This window comes from Paenarthrobacter sp. 10L420, from assembly GCF_056395385.1.
On the sequence record NZ_JBFTJK010000006.1, the window covers coordinates 203,306 to 224,434 of the forward strand.

Here is a 21,129-nt window from a genome sequence, read left to right on the forward strand (position 1 = left end):
CCATGTAGAAATTCCAGCGGCCGGGCCAACAATCAATCATAGCCGAAACCAGCCGGGTGCACGAACCAGGCTCAGTCCTGCGGGCGAAGCTCCCAGAACGCCACTGCCGAGGCGGATGCGACGTTCAGTGAATCGACTCCGGCGCGCATCGGAATCTTGACGGCGAGATCGACGGCGGCAAGCGTCTCTGCGCTCATTCCGGCACCTTCCGTGCCAAGTACCAGAGCGAGTTTGGGGATGTTGCGGGCAGCGAGTTCGTCAAGGTCAACAGCGTCATCGGTCAATTCCATAGCGACAACTGTGAAGCCCTGTTCTTTGAGCCTTTCGAGGTCGCCCGGCCAGCTTTCCAGACGTGCCCAGGGAACCTGGAAGACCGTTCCCATACTGACCCGGACGCTCCGGCGATACAGCGGGTCCCCGCAGCGCGGCGAAACAAGCACGGCGTCCATTCCCAAGGCGGCAGCTGAACGGAAGATGGCGCCGACGTTCGTGTGGTCCACGATGTCTTCCAGTACGGCAATCCGGCGGGCACCGGCCAGCAGCTCCGTGAGCGGCACCGGTTCCGGACGGTGCATGGCTGCCATCGCTCCGCGGTGCAGGTGGAATCCCGTGATTTCTTCCAGCAGCTTGGCCTTGCCGATGAAGACCGGAACGTCGGGATAGGCCCGGAAAACGTCGTCGAGGTCTTCCAGCCACTTCTCAGCCAGGAAGAAGGAACGTGGCTGATGACCTGCTGCCAGCGCCCGACGAAGAACCTTGGAGGATTCGGCGATGTACATGCCTTCCTTAGGCTCGCGGAGCTTGCGAAGGTGCACATCGGTCAGGGTGGTGTAGTCGGTCACGCGGGGATCATCCGCGGACTCAAGGTAGTGGAACGTCACCGGGTGATTATTTCAGCAGGTTGGCGATCATGACGACGAGGGCCACGATGCCAAGGGTGAAGATAATCGCACGCAAAACGCGCGGGGAAAGCTTGCGGCCAACCTTGGATCCAACCAGGCCTCCAATGGTTGAGCTCACGCCGATAAGCAGGACCACGAGCCAGTTAATGCGATCGAAGGCAAAGATCAGGTAGGACACAGCGGCCACCATGTTAACGCCGAGCACGAGGATGTTCTTCATGGCGTTGGCGTTCTGCATGGTCCCAGTGAGGAACACGCCCAATATTCCTACGAGCAAAATCCCTTGGGCCGCTACGAAGTAGCCGCCGTATACCCCGGCGAGGTAAACCAGGACCACGAGGAGGATGCCGTGGCTCCGGTCCCTGAGGGCATGCTCCGGGTTCTCTTCACGGTTTCGCACTGAGGCCTGGAGTCGAGGCTGGAACACCACCATCAGCAGCGCCAGTACCAACAGGACGGGGGCGACGTAATGGAACACCTTGTCCGGAAGGTGCAGCAACAACCATGCGCCAGTGATGCCGCCCAGGAGTGAAGCTGGCAGCAGCTTCAGCAACTGCCTGCCGCGCCCCGCGAGTTCCTGGCGATATCCCCATGCTCCGGCCGCAGTGCCGGCCACCAGGCCCATGGCGTTGCTCATGGAGGCAACCACGGGGGTGACGCCCAGCGCAATGAGCACTGGAAAAGTCACGAGGGTGCCTGAGCCGACTACCGCATTAATGGTGCCGGCCCACAAGCCCGCGAAAAAGACCAGGACGCTGCTAAGAATCTCCACAGTTGACGAAGAGTTCGCCTAGCGGCGTGCGGTTGCGGTATAGCGGCCGGCGTTTTCCGTGACGTCCAGGGCAAGGCCGAAGGTGTTGCTCAGGTGTTCGTCCGTGAGAACGTCCTTGATGGCACCAGCTGCCACTACTCCACCTTCGCGCAGCAGCATTGCGTGGGTGAATCCCGGGGGAACTTCTTCGAGGTGGTGGGTAACCAGGACCATCGCCGGAGCCGCCTCGTCCTTGGCCAGTTCACCAAGTTTGTGTACGAGCTCTTCGCGCCCCCCGAGGTCCAGTCCGGCCGCCGGTTCATCCAGGAGCAGGAGTTCGGGATCGGTCATGAGTGCGCGCGCGATCTGCACCCGCTTCCGCTCACCTTCGGAGAGAGTGGCAAACGTGCGGTTGAGCAGCGGGCCCATCCCCCAGTCGTTCAGAAGGCCAAAGGCGCGACGCTCGTCGTCGCGCTCGTATCCTTCACGCCAGCGGCCCGTGACGCCATAGGCCGCGGTAACTACGACATTGAGGACGTTCTCGTGTTCCGGAATCTGGGTAGCGAGTGCTGCCGAGGAAAGGCCAATCCGGGGGCGCAGTTCAAAGACGTCCACCCGGCCCAGGGTTTCGTCAAGGATCCCTGCCCTTCCGCTGGACGGGTGCATGCGTGCTGCAGCAATCTGGAGAAGTGTGGTTTTGCCTGCGCCGTTGGGGCCAAGAATGACCCAGCGTTCGCCTTCGTTGACCTGCCAGTCAACCTTGTCCAGCAGGGTCTTCTTGCCTCGGACAACGCTGACGGAAGCCAATTCCAGAACATCACTCATAGCAGTAGACACTAGGACAAAAATACAGATGACTGATAACCGGGCATAGGTGCTCGCTGCTGCGGAGAAACGAATTCGGGTGAACCTGGCACGCTCAGTAGGATTGAGGCCATGACTTCGAACTTGGCTGCGGTCAGCTATGGCGTGAATTTGTCCCCTGAATCGCTTGATAACGTGCGCAAAGTGCTGGCTGATGCCGGTGCCGCAGTGTCATCGGAATCACATTCCGGGGACGACCGCTTCGGTGTTCACACGGCCGGTCTCGCCGTTGATGCAATCACACCTGCAGAACTAAGTGCTATTCGACGGCGGGTGGCTGAGGCCGCGAATGCCGGAGTAGATACTGCGATCGTTCCGGAGGCCCTTCGCCAGGCTCCCAGGAAACTCCTCATCATGGATGTGGATTCAACGCTGATCCAGCAGGAAGTCATCGAGTTGCTTGCGGCGTATGCGGGCAAGCGCGATGAAGTTGCAGCTGTTACCGAAGCGGCCATGCGTGGGGAGCTGGATTTCGCCCAGAGCCTGTACGCCCGCGTTGAGGTGCTCGCAGGGCTGCCTGCCGCCGTCGTCGATTCAGTTCGCGCGGAAGTGCGCCTCAGCCTTGGTGCAGCAGAACTGGTGGCCGCGTTCAAGGAGGCAGGCCACGTGGTGGCTGTTGTTTCCGGCGGCTTCAACCAGATCCTGGGGCCCATCGCTGAAGAACTCGGCCTGGACTACTGGATTGCCAACGAGTTGGAAATCGTCGATGGCGCTTTGACGGGCAGGGTGCTGGGCGACGTGATTGATCGCGCGGCTAAGGAGAAGTACCTGCGTGAGTGGGCAGCCGCTGAGGGGATCGACCTTGAGCACACCATCGCTGTGGGCGACGGCGCCAACGACCTCGACATGCTGGGGACGGCCGGAATTGGCGTTGCCTTCAACGCCAAACCGGCCGTCCGTGCAGCGGCAGACGCCGTCATCAACATGCCGTACCTTGATGCGGTGCGGCACATCGCCAACGTCTGAAGCCCACGTGCTTAGCTGTTCCTACCCGCCCTGCGGTTGCGGACGAACAACAAGCCGGCACCAATGACCAGCAGAGCACCGGCTGCGTAAAGAATGCCGGTTCCCACGCCGCCAGTCAGCGGCAGTTCAAAGCCGTTGTTGGACGGGATGTTCTTCACGCTCAGGTCAATACCGACGGCTGTGGTGGTGGAGTTGATCAGGAAGGACACAGGCTCGGCGAGCAGTTCGTACCCTGCCGGCGCTGTGGTCTCCACCAGGTAGTAGGTGCGGTAGTCCGCGTCCCCAGGGGCAACGGCCGCACCGTTGGCCCAATCCGAGTAGCGCAGGCCTGAAATGGTCAAGGTTCCATCGCCGGCAACGGTGAAGACGCTTTGGCCTTCAATATCCACGGGGTTGGTGCCTGCCTTGGCATCAGCCTCATTGGTGTAGACCGAGAAAGAAGCGCCGGCCAGGGCGGCAGCATTCTCGTCCACCTTCTGCAACGTCATCCCGCCCCATTTGGTAGCGACAGGCGGCGTTACGATTGGCCCTCCCGGCTGGCCGGGGGTGATGCTGAAGCTCGCAGCGTTCGGGTAGACGAGTGCTTCGTTTTCGATCTCCCCGATGGTGTTGACCTTGGTGCTCACTACGATCCGCACACGGGTTTCGGTGTAGCTGGCCAGGAAGGCACGCCCGCCATCGGTGAAGACCACCGAGACGGTGTTGGTCGTGGGATCGAAGCTCACAACGTAATCGGTTCCTTCAGCAAGTTCGGGACCGTTCTCGAGCATGGCCGTCGCACCGACGTAGGTCAGTTTGGGGTCGAGCTGATCCACCACCTTGTAACCGTCGATCACAGCCTCGTTCGGGATATCAGCTGTGATCGTCCAATCGACCTGGTCGCCCAGCTTGACGTCGGGAGCATCAGTGACGATCTTCTCCGCACCCGAAACAGAGTTCTTCGGGTACACGTCGACGTCGTAGATCCAGTTGTCCTGGTTGTCCGGATCGGTTAGCGGCACCGAGATAAGGAACGGGGCCGATGGGGTGACTCCGGCCGGGTAGTTCGTCTCGGTCACTAGATACAGGCCTATGGGCAGGTTGGCAAAGACGGCAGTGCCGTCGGCGGCAGTGATCTGGGCCTGCCCGGCACCGAGGGTGTATCCAGCGCCTGTGATGGAACCGGACGGGTCAGACGCCGCAAATACACCGCTGAGGTTGTGTGCCGCGTCCCAGCCCGCATTGGTGGATAGATCAATGGTGTTGACCTGCTGGACCGTGAACTCAATGCCAGCCAGGGGCGTCAGCGCGGTGGTGTCAGGAACGGCGCGGGAAAAGTTGTTATCGCCGCCACCGTTCCCGCTGCCATTACTGCCGCCGCCACCGTGTCCGCCGCCGTTGTTCCCGCCGCCGCCTCCACCGGTCGGCTTCTCGAACTTGTGAACGGTGATGGAACCGGTTTGGTCGCTGCCAATCACGGGTGCGGCCGAAGCTGGGGCAACGGAAAATGACACAGTCAGCACCGCCCCGACCAAGGTGGCAGTGGCCGCTCGCCAGTGCCGTGATGCGCGTTGATTTATCACACTTGTCCCTTCGATTGATGGTGCCCCGGGCAGTTGCCCAGGGACCTCCACCATTCGAGTAGCGGGACCACAGGGTTCATGTTGCGCATTTCACAGGGTTTTCAGCGAAACGATTGGCGCTTTCAGGACACTCATCAGATGTGACCCTTGCCGGTGAGCGAACATCGGCTTGCCCATCCGAAGGAGATGCGTTGCCGGAGCATGAAACCCTTTTCAGATCTGTTGTTTCAGCAGATCCTGACGGTGTGCTGAGGAAGCACTTCGCCGCTTGGTGTGCGCGGTTCAAGATCTTTCCAACAGACTTCGGCTTCGCCACCGAAACCGGCCACGTGGTGTACCCGGCTCACGGAGTTATCGAGGCAGATGGAACTGTGTGGTTGTCTACCCTGGCGTCTTTTGATCAATCCGGGATCCGGGGGCACGTGGAAAACCACCCGGGTTTCCGGGACATGCTCGCCAATGCGTCCAAAACGCCCGACAGGGCTCCTGACGGGATAGCCCTTTTGATTCGGCGTACTCCGTATCAAGTGATCTTCCAAAATACGACGGAAGCTGGAGGAGACCACATTATTAACGTCGCTTTCATTAATCGAAAGACGCTGCACAGAAGCGCCTCCGAAGCCCGGGGTCGCATTTCGTGACGCCAACTTTCGAATAATTTATGCGATTGTCACTAACTGGTTCGCTTCTTGAGACAGTGCGTTCCGGTGGCTTCTTAATGTGTATTGTTGGAAATTCCAAGACGGAGTCGTGATGCATTAGGCGGCCCGGGATTAAGACCAGCAGGGGCAGAAAGTGAATCGTTCGCGGCACGCACGAAGATGGTGGCAACGTCGGGAAAAGCATGTTCCTGCTGAAGTGCATGCCCATGAGGATGAATCACTTCGTAATGCACCGGTGTACCAGCAGCCCGTGGCGGTCTACTTCACACATATCGGTGATGATAAAAAAGAAAAGGAAGAACAAAATATGAGCACGCTTGACGAATCCATAAAGCAGTTGCTGTCCATCGAGGGCGCAACAGGCGCGGCCGTCGTGGACTACTCCAGCGGAATGGCTTTGGCCCAGGGCGGAAGTCCTGGCTTTGACCTGGGAGTGGCCGCTGCCGGTAACTCGAATGTTGTCAGTGCAAAACTCCGCACCATGGCCGACCTGCACGTGGATAGCGATATCGAAGACATCCTCATCACCCTGGGTTCGCAGTACCACCTGATCAACGTTCTTAACTCAGGCGGTTCCAAGGGCCTGTTTGTCTACTTGGTGCTTGACCGCACCTACGCAAACCTTGCATTGGCGCGCCACAAGCTCAGCAATCTTGCCAAGGGAATTACCATCTGATCTTCCCCGTAAGAGCGAAAGGGGCGGCCGCACATTCGCGGTCGCCCCTTTCGGTTTCACGTCAGGAAGGCACACTGCAGTCAACTCTTCACGCGACGGGCTTCCCCACTGCCGGACGTGAACTTCTCGCCCAGCATATGGTGTACCAGGGCGTCTTCGTTGGTATTGGCATTAGCCTCTATGGCTACCATTTCGCCGTTGCGCATCACACCAATCCGATGGCACCAGCTGACCAGTTCCGACAAATCCGACGACAACAGGATGATCGCAACCCCGGTTCGGCTGAGCTCCTGGAGCATCCTGTACACCGTCTCTTTGGCCCCAACATCTATACCGCGGCTGGGGTGGCTAAGGATCAACACATCGCAGTCGCTCGTCATCCACTTGGCAAGCTGCACCTTCTGGCGATCGCCACCCGAAAGAGTGGTGATGGCGCCATGGATGTTTGTCGTGTTGATGCGCATACGGCGAACCAGTTCGATCACGCCACGAAGCTGAGTGATCTCTTCCTGTAAATTGGCCCCGGCCGTATCGTCACTGCGCTGAAGGCCTTCAACGATTCCACCTGCCGATTCCAGGGTGTCTGCGGTGTCTGACAAGTAACCGATCTTCAAACGCAGTGCATCCTGCAGCCCTCGGATCTGTACTGGTTTTCCTTGCATGAAAATCTGGCCCGAGGTACTCGGGTGAATACCCACAAGCGCTTCAAGCAATTGATATATGCCTGAGCGATGTGTTCCCGCCAACCCGAAAATCTCACCTTTGGATACGCTGAAGGAAATATCGCGGATACTGTCTTCCACAGTGAGCTCAACCACCCGCATAGCTTCATCTCCGGGTGCCGGATCAGTGGGTCTGGAGGTGTTGGCCAGCTTGTGCTGAAGCAAGAGGAAAGCGAGCTCGTCGACGTCTGTCCGACTGGCTTCCAGGATTTTGTGGACCTTGCCGTCCCGCATGACAGCGATGCGGTGGGCTATGGAGCGGACTTCATCAAGGCGATGGGTGATGTAGATGATCGCACGCCCCTGCCCGACGAGCATCCGCAAAACTTGATGCAGGACGGCGACGTCATGATCCGGTAGCGACGCAGCAACTTCGTCCATGATGACGAGTTGGGCTTCTTCGGCCACCATTCTCAGAACTTCCACGAGTGTCTGCTCGGCACGGATCAGCGTGCCTACTTTCACGTCCGGATCCAAGGTGATCCCGATGTCCTTGATGAGTTTAACCGCCTGAATCCGGAGTTCATCATGGGATTTGTCAGCTTGAAAAGTTCCGCGAAAAATGGCCTTGGCGACGGACAGTTCAGGGTCGAGGCGGAAGTTTTGCGGGATGAGGCCGACGCCGCAGGCCTGCGCTTCCTCCATGGAATCCGGTCCGTATTTCTCGCCAGCCAGCATGATACGCCCGTCATCGTGCTTATGGGATCCTGCCAATACGCCCATGAGAGTGGTTTTGCCCGCACCATTGGTCCCGATTAATCCCAGGATCTCGCCGCGGTGGAGGGAAAGCTCCACGCCCTTGAGGATGCGCCTTTGATCGTAGGACGCATGAATATCATCAGCGTGCAGTAACAGGTCCAAAGATGCTCCTAGTTCACAGTAGTGGGCTCGACCCTGGACACTGCCATAAAGTTCCTACCTTGGCTTAATACAGTTTGCTTGCATTTAGGGACGACGACGCCTTGCAGATTCAATCAGATAGGTTCCCCAAATGCAAAAGCGGGAACTTGAAACAACTTTTAGTATTTCGTGTTGCAGGAAACTGAACAATTTATCAAATTGTCATGGTCCACTTTGATTGGCATCTGGACGGTTAAACAGTTGTGGCCCGGACGCGTGTCCGGGCCACAACTAATTCTGCCAGGGTGCCTACTCGGCGGATTTGCCGAAGTAGTCTGCTCCACCCACGTATTCGGTGTGGCCGGTTTCGACGTCGGCCGTCACCATCTTGGCGACCTCTGCCGCAAATTCTTCAACGGAATACAACTTGCCTGCTTCTGCGCGGCGGGCCTCGATGGCGCCCGGGTTGGAGCGGTCAAGCAGGGTGGCCGTCACAGTGCCCTCGATCATGTCACCGGAAACAACCACCAGCGAGATGCCTTTGTCGGCAAGGTCGGGCAGGAGTGCGCGCAGTGCGTCCTCACCGGCGCGCTTGCTCTTTGCTACCGGCTCGTATTCAGGCATGGTGGGAACGGTCTCCACGAAATGCGCCTGGTGGCTGGTGACGAAGACGACGCGCGAGCCTTCGCGCATGAGCGGCACAGCCGCATTGAGCATGTTGATCTGGGCGTCGCGGTTTAGCTTGAGCGCGTAGCCCTCCTCCATGCCGGACTCCATGCCACCGGATGCGTTCAGCACCAGCACGTCAAGCGAGCCGAACTGCTCCATTGCGGTGCTGGCAAGAGTGTGAACGCCTTCGTCGGTGGTGAGGTCTGCACCCACGGCCGCAGCGCGGCCGCCCGCTGCCTGGATTTCAGCGACGACCTTGTTGGCGCGCGGTGCCTTCTGACGGTAGTTGACGACCACAGCGGCGCCCTCACCCGCGAGGATCTTGGCGACTTCAGCACCGATGCCACGCGAAGATCCCGTGACGATCGCGGTCTTGTTATCCAGCATTCCCATTCGTGCTCCTTTTGTTCACTTCATCTAAAAATGTGTGGTCCCGGGTTCCATCATGCCAGCGACCGACTCGACCCCCGTTGTCGGCTGGCGACAAAAACCTGCTGTTTGCCTCGGAGTGGGCCGCTTTAGTGGCCCATCCCGAGACCGCCGTCAACGGGAATCACTGCCCCTGAAATGTAGGCGGCCTCGTCGCTGGCCACCCAACGCACAACATTGGCTACCTCGGAAGCCTCGGCGAAACGGCCTGCCGGCACGTTTGCCAGGTACGACTTCTGGGTTTCCTCGGGAAGTTCTGCCGTCATGTCCGTGTTGATGAATCCCGGAGCAACCACGTTGGCCGTGATCCCCCGACTGCCCAGTTCGCGGGTCAGCGAGCGTGCGATGCCCACCATGCCCGCCTTCGAGGCAGAGTAGTTGATCTGGCCCGGAGCGCCATACAGCCCGGAGACCGATGAGATGAGGACCACGCGGCCCTTGCGGAGACGGATCATGCCCTTGGAAGCACGCTTAATGACGCGGAACGCACCGGTGAGGTTGGTGTCCAGCACGGAGGTGAAGTCGTCCTCACTCATGCGCAGGAGCAGCGTGTCCTTGGTGATGCCGGCGTTGGCAACCAAAACCTCCACCGGGCCGTGCGCTTCTTCTACTGTCTTAAAGGCGGCATCGATCGAGGCTTCGTCAGTGACATCGGCTTTGACTCCCAGGATGCCTTCAGGCAGTTCTGTTTCGCTTCGATAGGTCACTGCCACCTTGTCACCGTTCGCGAGGAAGGACTCGGCAATGGCCAGGCCGATGCCCCTGTTGCCGCCGGTGATGAGGACGCTCCGGCCGGTGGATACTGCTTCAGACATACTTTCGCTCCAGGTTCTGCGGCATGGGTGTGCTGCGGTGAAGAGGGGATTTCCTGCCTCGATCTTATCGGGCACGTGCTCCAACCGCCCGGTAACCGGCCTGTCCGCGGTTTGGGCGGCCACCGCCTTGGTGAGAGAATTGAGAGAAGCCTTTGGAGCGTGATGATTCAGTTGTGACACGAGAAAACAGTCCCCTGCAGCAGGTGCCCGGGGATCCGGACGCCGTCTCTGGCGACCCCGAAGTCCACAGCATCACCGATGCCGCGGCTGCCCACTCGGAAGACATGCGGGAGCGCATGATCAAGTACGCAGTGGCGATGGGTATTCGCATGGTCTGCATCATCCTGATCTTCGTGGTGGACGGCTGGTTGAAAATAATCGCCGTGGCCGGCGCCGTGTTCCTTCCCTGGATAGCCGTGGTCATTGCCAATGGCAGCGACAAAGCCGAGGATCACAGCGATTCCTTGCTGGACTACGTGGGAACAGCGGAAATCGAGGGCTCTTCGCTGCCCATCGAAGAGGAATCGACGGACAACGTCACCGTGCTAAAAGGCGAGTTGGTGGACGATGATCCACCAAGTCAGGAAACAGGGCCTGACGCGACTCATACACCGAAGGCCGGGGACGCCGGCAACGAACGGGCGGCTTCATGAACATCTTTAACCTTGGCGGCGCCGGTTTGGGCAGCCAGGAGTCCGATCGCGCCAGTGGCTCCGCCCTGTGCTCCCGTAAGGGATGCCGGGAGGGGGCGGCGTGGCAACTCCTGTGGAATAACCCCCGGATCCATACCCCCGAACGGCGGAAGGTTTGGCTTTCGTGCAACGAGCATCGCGAGTGGCTTGAGGACTACCTCCAAACGCGGGGCCTCTGGAAAGAGACCGTCCCTTTCGAGGCAGATGACGCTGCTGTTGGCGAGGCCCGCTGAATGTATCGTTTCCTTTTCTCCAGCAAGTGGCTGGGCTATTTCGTTCTGGCCGTTATCTTCGCCACAGCATGCGTGTTCCTCGGCCGCTGGCAAATGGATCGGCGGGCAGAGACGCTGGCTGAGATCAACCGCGTGGTGAACAACTACTCCGCGACGCCTGTCCCCTTCGCTGGGATCAAGGACCAGTTCCGCACCCTGGACCCCGAGCGGGAGTGGACCCAGGTGGAACTGCGGGGTAGTTATGACCTGAATGGCCAGCGCGTTGTACGGAACCGTCCGTTGAACGGGCAGCCAGGTTACGACGTCGTGGTTCCTTTCCGCCTCACCACCGGCGACGCGGTAGTTATCGACCGCGGCTGGTTGCCGATTGGCAACAACACGCCGGGCCGTCCCGACGTCGTTCCGGCACCTCCCGCGGGCGAAGTGACCGTGGTTGCCCGCCTCAAGCCAACGGAACCGAAGCTGGACCGCGGTGCGGTGGATGGACAACTGCCATCCATTGACCTGGCCAGCTTTGCAAGCGAACTCCCCTACCCCATCGCGACGGGCGCCTATGGGCAGCTGGCCAGCGAAGATCCCGCAGTCCAACCCATGCCCACGCCGTTCCCCAAACCAGCCACGGAAGAGGGCACGCACCTCTCGTACTCCCTGCAGTGGTTTGCCTTCGGCGTCCTGATGTTCATTGGTTTCGGCTACGCAGCCAGGCAGCAGGCGCGTAACGCTGCCATCGACGCTGAAGAGGACGAAGACGACGCCGAGGAAGTTATTGCTGCCAACGGGCCGCCCAAGCGCCGCGTGTCGGCAAACCGAAAGAACAAGCGCCCCACGTCAGAAGAAGAGGAAGACGCAATCCTGGATGCCCAAGGTTACTGAAGCGGTTCCGGACCCAGTTCTCAACGTCAAGTCGGCCCTTACGGCGGCAGGCGCTGAGGACACCGTCCGGATCTTCGAGGACAAGGTGCCCACCGCTGCTGCCGCGGCCTCCGTCCTTGGATGTGACGTTGCGGCCATTACGAACAGCCTGATCTTCAAACTCGACGGCAAACCTTTGCTGATACTCGCCAGCGGAGCCGCAAAGGTAGATACGACACTGGTAGCCAAACTCCTGGGAACCGAAAAGATCCGCCGCGCGAAGCCAGATTTCGTGCTGAAACACACCGGCCAGGAGGTGGGCGGAGTCGCGCCTATCGGTCACCCACAACGCATAAGAACCATCCTGGACACCTCGCTGCAAGAACACCCACTACTGTGGGCCGGCGCCGGAGACCACAATTCAATGTTCTCCATCACCTACGACCAGCTGCAAAGGATAACGAACGCCGAGCCGTTGCAGGTCCGCTAGCCCCCGCGAAGGCGACTGGCTCACGAGCGGAGCAGCGCGGTGGATTTGTGTAGCGTGCGTCCAAGCGAGGAACGAGCGAGCACGCGGCAAATCCGGCGGGGTGCGCAGCGGAACCCAGCACGTTGCGCAGCGGCACATCGAGCGCGCCGCGAAGCGGAACGCAACCACAACGCGCTGTGCGCCGCGCAGCGGAACGAAGCACGGTCCGCAGCGGACGGCGAGGCGGACTAGGCCAAGGTGATCAGGTCCAGGTAGTCCTCGTTCCAGTGATCTTCAACACCGTCCGGCAGCAGCACCACGCGTTCCGGATTCAGGGCTGAGACGGCACCCTCATCGTGACTGACCATGACGACGGCGCCGCTGTAGTTCTTCAGCGCACCGAGGATTTCCGCGCGGCTGGCTGGGTCCAGGTTGTTGGTGGGCTCGTCGAGGAGCAGCACGTTGGCGCTGGAGGCAACGATGGTCGCGAGGGCCAGCCGGGTCTTCTCACCGCCGGACAGAACTCCCGCCGGCTTTTCGACGTCGTCACCTGAGAACAGGAACGAACCCAGAATGCCGCGGACCTCGGCGTCCTTCATGTCAGGTGCGGAGGAACGCATGTTTTCAAGGACCGTGCGATCGTGATCCAGGGTTTCGTGTTCCTGGGCGTAGTAGCCCACTTTCAATCCGTGTCCCGGGATGATGTCGCCGGTGTCCGGCTTGTCCACGCCTGCAAGCATTCTCAGGAGGGTAGTCTTGCCGGCGCCGTTGAGGCCAAGGATGACCACCTTGGAGCCGCGATCGATCGCCAGGTCCACGTCAGTGAAAATCTCCAGTGAGCCGTAGGACTTGCTGAGCCCTTCGGCGGTCAGTGGGGTCTTGCCGCACGGGGACGGATCCGGGAAGCGCAGGGCGGCGACGCGATCGTTTTCGCGGACCGCTTCCAAGCCGCCGAGGAGACGTTCAGCACGCTTTGCCATGTTCTGCGCTGCGACAGCTTTTGTTGCCTTGGCACGCATCTTGTTGGCTTGGTCGATGAGGACCTGGGCCTTCTTTTCAGCATTGGCGCGTTCGCGCTTGCGGGCTCGTTCATCCGTTTCGCGCTGCTGGAGATAGCGCTTCCAGCCCATGTTGTAGTAGTCGATCTGGGCCCTGTTCGCATCAAGATGGTAGACCTTGTTGACCGTGGCTTCCAGCAGTTCGACGTCGTGGCTGATCACGATCAGTCCGCCTTGGTGGTCCTTGAGGAAGTCGCGCAGCCAGGTGATGGAATCGGCGTCGAGGTGGTTGGTGGGTTCGTCGAGGAGCAGGGTTTCTGCCGAGGAATACAGAATGCGGGCGAGCTCAACACGACGGCGCTGGCCACCGGAGAGGGTCTTCAGCGGCTGGTTGAGGATGCGTTCAGGGAGCGCAAGGTTGGAGGAGATCGCGGCTGCCTCCGCTTCGGCGGCGTATCCTCCGCCGGCCAGGAACTCAGTTTCCAAGCGGTCGTAGCGGTTCATGGCTTTGCGCTGGATGGCGTCATCCTCGCTGGCCATCTCGGCCTGTGCCTTCTTCAGCTTCCCCACCACCACGTCCAATCCACGTGCAGAGAGGATGCGGTCACGGGCGAGCTGCTCCATGTCCGGGGTGCGGGGATCCTGGGGCAGGTAACCGATCTCGCCGCTGCGGGTCACTTTGCCGCCTGCCGGAAGGCCTTCGCCTGCGAGGACACGGGTCAGGGTTGTCTTGCCCGCCCCGTTGCGGCCAACGAGGCCGATCTTGTCCCCTTTGTCCACCCTGAAGTTGACCTTGTCCATGAGCAGGCGTGCGCCGGCGCGGAGTTCGAGTTCCTGGACGGTAATCAATTCGGGTGATGCCTTTCAATGGGGAACGCCTGCGTGACCGGTTGGCCCGGTAGTTGCGGCGGGGACGGCCGTGAGAACAGCCTGTTCAAGTCTACCGGCAGCCTGCCCTCCCCCGGACATAACGCCGCCTGAAGGGCTGATTGTGCCATTTCACACAGGATTAATGTCCACAGTTGTGGAGAGGCTCCAAAAAAGCCCCTTCCCAAGCTCCGTATCCTCACTGTTGGGGGAAACAAACTTCAACCTCGCACCCACAGCATTTCCTGATAGGACCCGTCATGAGCCAAACCACCTCCGCTTCTGTGGAGCGCAACTCTTCGCGCAAGCGATGGACCGCCACAGACCTCGGCCTCATTGCCGTCTTCGCAGCCCTGGTGGCAGCGTCCGCGATCGTTCCCGGCATTCCGGTTGGCGCCCTTGGCGTGCCGATCACCTTGGTGACCCTCACTGTGATGCTGAGCGGCCTGGTGCTTGGCCCCGGGCGCGGATTCGCCGCCGTCGGGCTTTATGTCCTCCTTGGCCTGGCCGGGTTGCCGATCTTCAGCGGCGGCCGCAGCGGACTGGGCATCCTGGCTACTGCGTCGGCAGGCTACATCATCGCGTTCCCCCTTGCAGCGGCGGCAACAGGCTATCTGGCCGCCCTGATTATCCGTAAGACGGTCCGGAACCGTTCGCTGCTGCTGTTTGCTGCCGCCATGGTCAGCAGCATCGTCCTCATCCACGGCCTTGGCGTCCTGGGCATGATGGTGAACGGCAAGCTGGACTTCACCAAGGCCTTCATTGCCGACCTCGCGTTCTACCCCGGGGACATCATCAAAAATGTCCTCGCAGTGATCATTGCAGTGGCTATCCACAAGGCCTTCCCGGACGTCCTGGTCCGCAGGGTCAAATAGCCTCCGTCCGACAAAGTCAGACACAATCACTCTATGAACTCCATCAGTTTCAGCAGGGTCTCGGTTCGTGTAGCCATTGATGGCAGCATCACGTCCAAGACCCTGCTGCACGATGTTTCCTTGAGCCTTACGGAGCGGCGAATTGGCGTCATCGGGGCAAACGGTTCCGGAAAATCCACGTTGCTACGGCTGTTGAACGGCCTGGTGGAGCCCAGCGACGGAACTGTTGAAGTCCACGGCGATGACACAGTTAGAGCCGTGCGCCGGGTCCGTGCGAACGTCGGGTTCGTCTTTACCGATCCCTTGTCGCAATTGGTCATGCCTACCGGCCGTGAAGACGTTGAACTCTCCCTGCGGCGCACCATTAAGAACACGCGGGAACGAGCCGCGCACGCGGAGGCCGTTCTTGACAGGTTTGGCCTGCTGCCCCTGGCAGACCAGAGCATCTATGAGCTCTCCGGCGGGGAGCGCCAGTTGCTCGCCTTAGCGGCAGTCCTCGCCGTCAATCCCAAAGTGTTGGTCCTCGACGAGCCATCCACCCTCCTTGACCTGCGGAATCGCGAGCTGCTGCGGCGCACCTTGGCGGGCCTGGAGCAACAAGTCGTCATGTCCACCCACGACCTCGACCTTGCGTTGGAGATGGACCGCGTCCTCGTGGTGGAGTCGGGGCGGATAGTCTTCGACGGCGGTGCGGCTGAAGGTGTTGCACGGTACCGGGAGCTATGCGCAACTGCACTCGACGAGGTTCCGGGCTTTGGGGAACTTCCGGGGCGAGGCCGGTTATGAGGGGCCACGGCTTCCTGATAGCAAACTATGTGCCGGGCAACTCGCCCATCCACCGAACCCCGTTGTGGCTGAAATTCCTGGTGGTTGCAGGGTGCGGAACCGCGTCCTTCCTGATTGTCGACTGGGCAGTTTCGCTGCTGGTCTTCGCCATCATGTGCGGCTTGTTCCTGCTGAGCGGGGCCGGTTTGCGCCGTCTGATGCGTGCCATATGGATGGTGACGCCCATCCTCGTGGTGATCGGATTGTTCCAATGGTGGCAATTAGGTGCCCCCACGGCTGCACGCATCGTCCTGAACGTCCTGGTGTGCGTCGTCGCAGCCTCGGTTCTGACTGCCACCACACCCGTCCAGGACCTGTTGGACGGCGTTGTCTCCCTCGCCAAACCGTTCCAGCGCTTTGGTGCCGATCCCGAGCGCTTCGCACTCACCATTGCCGTGATGCTCAGGAGCATCCCCTTCATTGCTGGTGCCTTTTCGGACGTAAGGGATGCCGCCCGCGCCCGCGGACTTGAACGCAATCCCAGGGCATTGGTACTCCCCGTCTTTATCACGACGGTCGCTTATGCACGCCAAACAGGCGACGCCTTGGCCGCCCGAGGACTCGGGGAACCTGACGAGCCCAAGTAGCTGGCATTCGTGGTTGTTTTCAGGCGTCATAACAACCACTAATGCTGGTCAGTTGGGCTGGAGCCGGGAGTAGCGCAGCAGGGCTGCGGTGCCCATGCCGCCCGCGATGCTTATCATCGCCAAGCCCAGTGGTGCCAGCCCGGAATTTTGGGAGACGCCACGAGCCTGGGTAAGCAAGCGCGTCACCAGAACAGCCCCCGAAGCGCCGTAACCGTGCCCAAAAGCCAAGGCCCCGCCCTCGGCATTGGCTTTTCCAGGATCGATACCCAAATGATCAAGGCAAGCGATGGTCTGGGACGCAAAGGCTTCATTGAATTCGATGAGGTCTACGTCGGTTGCAGCCACGCCATGTTGAGCCAACAACTGCTCGGCGGCGTGTGCGGCCCCGATGCCCAGCAACTCCGGATCCACACCTGTGGTCTCACAACCCAAAACCAGCAAGCCGTCCACCGCCCCCATCTCGCGGGCGCGCTTCAGCGATGTTATGACGACGGCGGCAGCTGCGTCCGCATCAAAACACGAGTTCGCTGCCGTGACAGTCCCGTCGGGGACGAAAACTGCCGGGAACCGCGACATCAGTGGGGCGCGCAACGAAGGCTTGGGGCCGTCGTCGGCGTCGACGATCGTCCCGGCGTCTTCAAGCGGCACGATTTCGCGTGCGAGCTTGCCCGCTGCCGCAGCCTCAAGAGCCCGCCGATGGCTGCGGAGGGCGTACTCATCCTGCCGCTCACGGCTGATACCAAATGTGCGGGCCACATTTTCCGCAGCCACACCCATGTCAGGATCACCAAACGCGGGCGGCACAAAGGTGGCCCGAGAGAAAAAGTCCAGTCCGCCGTCGTCGGTCCTGTTGGCCCGCGCTGGAGCCGTACTGATGCTTTCCACCCCGCCGGCAACATAGAGCGGGTCGCCGCCGGCGCCAACCAGACGCGCCGCAAGCGCAATGGCATCCAAGCCGGAACCACACTGCCGGTCCACGGTGAGCCCCGGGACCGTGACAGGCAAACCGGCCTGGAGAGCGGCGAAGCGCGCCACGTTTCCGCCACCACCAACAGCATTGCCCATGATGACATCGTTCACCGCGGCTGGATCAATGCCAGCCCGCTCGATGAGGGAACGGATGACCGGTGCCAGGAGATCCGGGGCGCGGAGCTGCCTCAGCTGCCCGTTTGCCCGGCAGATCGGAGTCCGCAGCGCCGCGATGATGACAGGCTGGCGGGACTCGTCGACCTGCTGCATGGAAGGGCCGCTTCCCAAGGGGCCGCCGCTACCCAAGGGGACGCGCCCGGACGTCATGGTTCTTGATCCAGTCGAGCAGTACCATCCGGCTGACCTTGCCGCGATCCGTGATGGGCAGCTCGGACAGGACGTAGTACTGCAGTGGCCACTTGTCCCGGGCGAGCAGGCCATCAAGGCCGGTGCGCAACTGCGTCGCCGTGACGGCACCGTAGGCAGGAACGACGCCGGCAATCACCTTTTGACCGCGGATGTCATCCGGAGCTCCGGCTGCTACCGCAACTTCAATGCCTGGAACGGAGGCGAGGGCGAGTTCCACCTCGTGCGGGTACACGTTCTTTCCCGCAGTGATGATCATGTCCGAACGACGTCCCAGAATGTGCAAGGTGCCGTCGGCGAGATAGCCCTGATCCCCCACGGTGTACCAGCCGTCCAGGCAGCGGAGGGCTTGGCCGTCGTCGCCCCAGAGGTAGCCGTTGCTGACCATTCCACTGCGGACGCTGATGTTGCCGTGCTCCCCGTCCGGGAGGTTCTGGCCGGTGTCGTCCAGGATTCGCAATTCCACACCAGGAAAAGGCCGGCCAATCCCTGTACCACCGAGGTCGAGGGGCTCGCCGGCAGCCAGCCGTGTGCCGGAGACGAAGCTCAACTCGGAGGCTCCGTAGTACTCAAAGATGGCAGCATGTGGAGCCCAGCGGCGCGCCGCTTCCAACGTACGGCCATCGAGCTTGGAACCGGCGCAGATGATGCTCCGGATGCCGGAAGCATCCACATCCCCAGCTAAGCCGCGTTCGCTGAGCAAACGAAGCATGGTCGGGGTGAGCACCAGTCTTGTGATGTTGTCATGGCTGATCGAAGCGTGGGCGTCACCGACATCGAAAGACTCCAGCGTGTGGAATGCAGAGCCCGCGTACAGGCACTCAGACAGGGCGTAGAGGTTCAAGCTGGAGGAGAGCGGACCTGCCGCCAGGGTCCGATCGTCCTGGGAGAGTCCGAAGAACTCGATCGAAGCGTCGAACGAAACCTGCCACGAACGGCGGGACCGCGTGAACGCCTTCGGCACCGAAGTGGTGCCGGACGTAAGCCCAATCAGGAAGGTAGTGGACGGATCTCCGTCTACAAGTTCCACATCGGTTGCTATGGCAGGATCGACGATGCGCGACGTCACTTCCTCCACCATTGCTGCAGGCCACAGTGGGTCCAGCACAGCACAGCGGCGCTCCCCAGCCACCGCCGCCGTAAACTTCGCGACGAAGTCAGTGGAGTTGGGTTCGGCAAGCACAGTAGTGGCCGCCGCGTGGCCAAGCAGGCTTGCCGCGGCGTCGCGGAGCTCGGCCCAGTTGAGCCGGCTGCGGCCCACAACGACGGCGGTGTCGTGGGGACGCTCATCGGCCCAGAGCTGAATTTTATCCAGGAAAGGCATCCCCGCAATTTTACGGCAGTGTCCGCCCTCCGGCACCAATGGTGACGTCTATTCTGACTGTATGAGTTTCAATGACGGTGCGCAGCTAGACCCATCCCAAGTAGAAGACCGACGCGGCGGAGGCATGGGCCGCGGGACGAAAATAGGTGGCGGGATTGGTGGTGGCATCGTCGTGCTGCTTCTGGCCCTCTTCGGAATCAACCCCAACATCCTTGGCGACCTTACTGGCGGCGGAACCCAGCCTCCCGCCGTCGAAGGTGGAAGCGGCGGTGTACAGGAGTGCAAGACGGGCGCTGATGCGGACAAACGACTCGACTGCCGGATCACAGGCACTGTCAACAGCCTTAATGCTTTTTGGCCCGAATATCTCGCCCAGTACAACGTTCAGTATTCCCGGCCCGGGACAGTCATCTTCGAGCAAGGGACGAATACCGGATGTGGTGCTGCTACCACGGCTGTCGGTCCGTTCTACTGCCCGGCCGATACCAAGGCATACTTCGACCCCGGGTTCTTCGATGAGCTCGTGACCCGTTTTGGCTCATCAGGTGGGCCGCTGGCGCAGGAGTATGTGGTGGCCCATGAATTCGGCCATCACATCCAAAACATCCTGGGCAACCTTGACCGGGCACAACAGGATCCCCAAGGGCCGGAGTCCGGTGCAGTCCGGGTTGAATTGCAGGCGGACTGTTACGCAGGACTCTGGGTTCGCCATGCGACCACGCAGAAAGACCCGGCAACGGGCAAGCCGTTCCTTGACCCCCTCACCGAGCAGGACCTGCAGGACGCGCTGTCCGCTGCGTCCGCCGTCGGCGATGACCGAATCCAGAAGGCAGCAACAGGTCGCGTCTCGCCGGAGTCCTGGACCCATGGCTCAAGCGCGCAGCGGCAGAAGTGGTTCTACCAGGGATACGCCACGGGCGACATCAACAAATGCGACACGTTTGGTGTTGCGGCGCCATAGCTGCGGTGGCGACGGTTTATTTCCTGAGCCAACGGCTAAATGCAGAAATGGTTCCGGACCACAGGTCCGGAACCATTTCTTTGCCCTTGGAGGGCGAAAACTGCCGATCAGATGTTAAAGCCGAGGGCCCGCATCTGGTCCTTGCCGTCGTCGGTGATCCGCTCGGGACCCCATGGCGGCATCCATACCCAGTTCAGGCGCCACTCGTCCACGACTCCGTCGAGGGACTTGCCTACCTGCTCTTCCAGCACGTCCGTGAGCGGGCAAGCCGCCGTCGTCAGTGTCATGTCGATCAGGAGTGCGCCGTCCTCATCTGAGTACTTCAGGCCATAGAGGAGGCCCAAGTCCACGACGTTGACACCGAGCTCCGGGTCAATGACGTCCTTGAGCGCTTCCTCAACGTCCTCGAGGCTGGTGCGCGCCGCGTTGATTTCGGTCATGGAATGATCCTAACTAGGCCTGTACGGCAGGAGCAACGGCAACGCCTGCGCCTGCGGCGTAGCGGTCGTAGCCCTCTTCTTCAAGACGGTCGGCCAGTTCGGGGCCGCCCTCTTCAACGACCTTGCCGTCGACGAAAACGTGGACGAAGTCGGGCTTGATGTAGCGCAGGATGCGGGTGTAGTGGGTGATGAGCAGCGTGCCCATGTTTCCATCTGCGTGTGCGCGGTTGACGCCTTCGGAAACTACCTTGAGGGCGTCAACGTCGAGGCCGGAGTCGGTCTCGTCCAGAACAGCGAACTTCGGCTTGAAGAGCTCGAGCTGAAGGATCTCGACGCGCTTCTTCTCGCCACCGGAGAAGCCTTCGTTGACGTTGCGCTGAGCGAAGTCGGCGTCGATGCGCAGCTGCTGCATGGCAGCCTTGACGTCCTTGGTCCATGTGCGAAGGGCGGGTGCTTCGCCGTCGATCGCCGTCTTGGCGGTACGCAGGAAGTTCGTCATGGTGACGCCGGGAACCTCTACCGGGTACTGCATGGCGAGGAAGACGCCTGCACGGGCGCGCTCGTCAACGCTCATTTCCAGGACGTTTTCGCCATCGAGAGTGATGGTACCGCTGGTCACCGTGTAGCGCGGGTGGCCGGCGATTGTGGACGCGAGGGTGGACTTGCCCGAGCCGTTGGGGCCCATGATGGCGTGCGTTTCACCGGTCTTGATGGTGAGGCTGACGCCCTTCAGGATCTCCTTGGTGCCCTGCTCCGTCTCGATGCTGACGTGCAGGTCCTTGATCTCAAGAGTAGACATGCTCTTCTTTCTTT

General features: G+C 60.9%; 23 protein-coding genes. 11 read left to right on the forward strand and 12 right to left on the reverse strand.

The features are described 5' to 3' along the window. Positions 1–71 precede the first annotated feature (71 nt). Genes AC1DD5_RS11785 through AC1DD5_RS11795 form a run of 3 tightly spaced genes read right to left on the reverse strand, consistent with a single transcriptional unit; the run spans position 72 to position 2,478 of the window. Positions 72–881: a TrmH family RNA methyltransferase gene (locus AC1DD5_RS11785; RefSeq protein WP_442017847.1), complete on the reverse strand. Its 810-nt coding sequence runs from the start codon at positions 879–881 to the stop codon at positions 72–74. Positions 882–888: 7 nt separating this feature from the next. Further along, positions 889–1,674 (reverse strand): sulfite exporter TauE/SafE family protein, encoded by a 786-nt coding sequence (locus AC1DD5_RS11790; RefSeq protein WP_442005362.1) that lies wholly within the window; start codon positions 1,672–1,674, stop codon positions 889–891. An 18-nt stretch (positions 1,675–1,692) separates the two neighbouring features. Next, positions 1,693–2,478 (reverse strand): ABC transporter ATP-binding protein, encoded by a 786-nt coding sequence (locus AC1DD5_RS11795; RefSeq protein WP_442017848.1) that lies wholly within the window; start codon positions 2,476–2,478, stop codon positions 1,693–1,695. A 111-nt stretch (positions 2,479–2,589) separates the two neighbouring features. On the opposite strand from AC1DD5_RS11795, the gene serB reads away from it, so the two are divergent. Next, positions 2,590–3,483, forward strand: a complete 894-nt coding sequence (gene serB / locus AC1DD5_RS11800; RefSeq protein ID WP_442005364.1) for a phosphoserine phosphatase SerB — start codon at positions 2,590–2,592, stop codon at positions 3,481–3,483. Positions 3,484–3,494: 11 nt separating this feature from the next. On the opposite strand, the gene AC1DD5_RS11805 is transcribed toward serB, so the two are convergent. Further along, positions 3,495–5,045 carry a SpaH/EbpB family LPXTG-anchored major pilin gene (locus AC1DD5_RS11805; RefSeq protein ID WP_442017849.1) on the reverse strand — a complete coding sequence of 517 codons (1,551 nt, stop codon included), beginning with the start codon at positions 5,043–5,045 and terminating at the stop codon, positions 3,495–3,497. Positions 5,046–5,236: 191 nt separating this feature from the next. Here AC1DD5_RS11805 and AC1DD5_RS11810 point away from each other — a divergent pair, with 191 nt between their 5' ends. Together AC1DD5_RS11810 and AC1DD5_RS11815 are read left to right on the forward strand one after the other, a co-directional pair. Then, entirely contained in the window at positions 5,237–5,686 is a 450-nt protein-coding gene (locus AC1DD5_RS11810; protein ID WP_442017850.1) for a hypothetical protein, read from the forward strand. A 328-nt stretch (positions 5,687–6,014) separates the two neighbouring features. Further along, positions 6,015–6,383: a hypothetical protein gene (locus AC1DD5_RS11815; RefSeq protein WP_442017851.1), complete on the forward strand. Its 369-nt coding sequence runs from the start codon at positions 6,015–6,017 to the stop codon at positions 6,381–6,383. 80 nt (positions 6,384–6,463) lie between these two features. Here the strand turns inward: AC1DD5_RS11815 and AC1DD5_RS11820 are convergent, their stop codons facing one another. From AC1DD5_RS11820 to AC1DD5_RS11830, 3 genes are all read right to left on the reverse strand, one after another. Continuing rightward, positions 6,464–7,966: a sugar ABC transporter ATP-binding protein gene (locus AC1DD5_RS11820; RefSeq protein ID WP_442017852.1), complete on the reverse strand. Its 1,503-nt coding sequence runs from the start codon at positions 7,964–7,966 to the stop codon at positions 6,464–6,466. A gap of 288 nt (positions 7,967–8,254) precedes the next feature. Then, positions 8,255–9,007, reverse strand: a complete 753-nt coding sequence (locus AC1DD5_RS11825; RefSeq protein WP_442005369.1) for an SDR family oxidoreductase — start codon at positions 9,005–9,007, stop codon at positions 8,255–8,257. Between the two features lie 125 nt (positions 9,008–9,132). Further along, positions 9,133–9,858, reverse strand: a complete 726-nt coding sequence (locus AC1DD5_RS11830; RefSeq protein ID WP_223932850.1) for a beta-ketoacyl-ACP reductase — start codon at positions 9,856–9,858, stop codon at positions 9,133–9,135. A gap of 152 nt (positions 9,859–10,010) precedes the next feature. Here AC1DD5_RS11830 and AC1DD5_RS11835 point away from each other — a divergent pair, with 152 nt between their 5' ends. Genes AC1DD5_RS11835 through AC1DD5_RS11850 form a run of 4 tightly spaced genes read left to right on the forward strand, consistent with a single transcriptional unit; the run spans position 10,011 to position 12,125 of the window. Then, positions 10,011–10,511 (forward strand): DUF3099 domain-containing protein, encoded by a 501-nt coding sequence (locus tag AC1DD5_RS11835; RefSeq protein WP_442017853.1) that lies wholly within the window; start codon positions 10,011–10,013, stop codon positions 10,509–10,511. Further along, positions 10,508–10,783 carry a hypothetical protein gene (locus tag AC1DD5_RS11840; RefSeq protein ID WP_442017854.1) on the forward strand — a complete coding sequence of 92 codons (276 nt, stop codon included), beginning with the start codon at positions 10,508–10,510 and terminating at the stop codon, positions 10,781–10,783. Before AC1DD5_RS11835 ends, AC1DD5_RS11840 begins: the two co-directional genes overlap by 4 nt. Continuing rightward, the gene (locus tag AC1DD5_RS11845) at positions 10,784–11,656 is read left to right on the forward strand and encodes an SURF1 family cytochrome oxidase biogenesis protein (RefSeq protein WP_442017855.1); all 873 of its coding nucleotides are present in this window, start codon (positions 10,784–10,786) and stop codon (positions 11,654–11,656) included. Beyond that, complete coding sequence (locus tag AC1DD5_RS11850) at positions 11,640–12,125, forward strand: YbaK/EbsC family protein (protein WP_442017856.1); 486 nt, start codon at positions 11,640–11,642, stop codon at positions 12,123–12,125. Before AC1DD5_RS11845 ends, AC1DD5_RS11850 begins: the two co-directional genes overlap by 17 nt. 227 nt (positions 12,126–12,352) lie before the next feature. On the opposite strand, the gene AC1DD5_RS11855 is transcribed toward AC1DD5_RS11850, so the two are convergent. Then, the gene (locus AC1DD5_RS11855) at positions 12,353–13,951 is read right to left on the reverse strand and encodes an ABC-F family ATP-binding cassette domain-containing protein (protein WP_477521533.1); all 1,599 of its coding nucleotides are present in this window, start codon (positions 13,949–13,951) and stop codon (positions 12,353–12,355) included. Between the two features lie 278 nt (positions 13,952–14,229). On the opposite strand from AC1DD5_RS11855, the gene AC1DD5_RS11860 reads away from it, so the two are divergent. Genes AC1DD5_RS11860 through AC1DD5_RS11870 form a run of 3 tightly spaced genes read left to right on the forward strand, consistent with a single transcriptional unit; the run spans position 14,230 to position 16,256 of the window. Next, positions 14,230–14,844 (forward strand): biotin transporter BioY, encoded by a 615-nt coding sequence (locus AC1DD5_RS11860; protein ID WP_477521534.1) that lies wholly within the window; start codon positions 14,230–14,232, stop codon positions 14,842–14,844. Positions 14,845–14,877: 33 nt separating this feature from the next. After that, positions 14,878–15,630, forward strand: a complete 753-nt coding sequence (locus AC1DD5_RS11865) for an energy-coupling factor ABC transporter ATP-binding protein (protein WP_477521535.1) — start codon at positions 14,878–14,880, stop codon at positions 15,628–15,630. Further along, complete coding sequence (locus AC1DD5_RS11870; RefSeq protein ID WP_477521536.1) at positions 15,627–16,256, forward strand: energy-coupling factor transporter transmembrane component T family protein; 630 nt, start codon at positions 15,627–15,629, stop codon at positions 16,254–16,256. The genes AC1DD5_RS11865 and AC1DD5_RS11870 overlap by 4 nt, the downstream gene beginning before the upstream one ends. Positions 16,257–16,304: 48 nt before the next feature. Here the strand turns inward: AC1DD5_RS11870 and AC1DD5_RS11875 are convergent, their stop codons facing one another. After that, positions 16,305–17,495: a thiolase family protein gene (locus tag AC1DD5_RS11875; protein ID WP_477521595.1), complete on the reverse strand. Its 1,191-nt coding sequence runs from the start codon at positions 17,493–17,495 to the stop codon at positions 16,305–16,307. Positions 17,496–17,523: 28 nt separating this feature from the next. Further along, positions 17,524–18,915, reverse strand: a complete 1,392-nt coding sequence (locus tag AC1DD5_RS11880) for a class I adenylate-forming enzyme family protein (RefSeq protein WP_442017859.1) — start codon at positions 18,913–18,915, stop codon at positions 17,524–17,526. Between the two features lie 61 nt (positions 18,916–18,976). On the opposite strand from AC1DD5_RS11880, the gene ypfJ reads away from it, so the two are divergent. Then, positions 18,977–19,876 carry a KPN_02809 family neutral zinc metallopeptidase gene (gene ypfJ / locus AC1DD5_RS11885; RefSeq protein WP_442005379.1) on the forward strand — a complete coding sequence of 300 codons (900 nt, stop codon included), beginning with the start codon at positions 18,977–18,979 and terminating at the stop codon, positions 19,874–19,876. A gap of 107 nt (positions 19,877–19,983) precedes the next feature. On the opposite strand, the gene AC1DD5_RS11890 is transcribed toward ypfJ, so the two are convergent. Both AC1DD5_RS11890 and sufC read right to left on the reverse strand, forming a co-directional pair. Then, on the reverse strand, positions 19,984–20,316 hold the full coding sequence (locus AC1DD5_RS11890; protein WP_216925770.1) for a metal-sulfur cluster assembly factor: 333 nt from the start codon (positions 20,314–20,316) through the stop codon (positions 19,984–19,986). 13 nt (positions 20,317–20,329) lie between these two features. Beyond that, a complete protein-coding gene (sufC, locus tag AC1DD5_RS11895) occupies positions 20,330–21,115 on the reverse strand; it encodes a Fe-S cluster assembly ATPase SufC (protein ID WP_477521537.1) in 786 nt (261 codons plus the stop codon). Positions 21,116–21,129 lie beyond the last annotated feature (14 nt).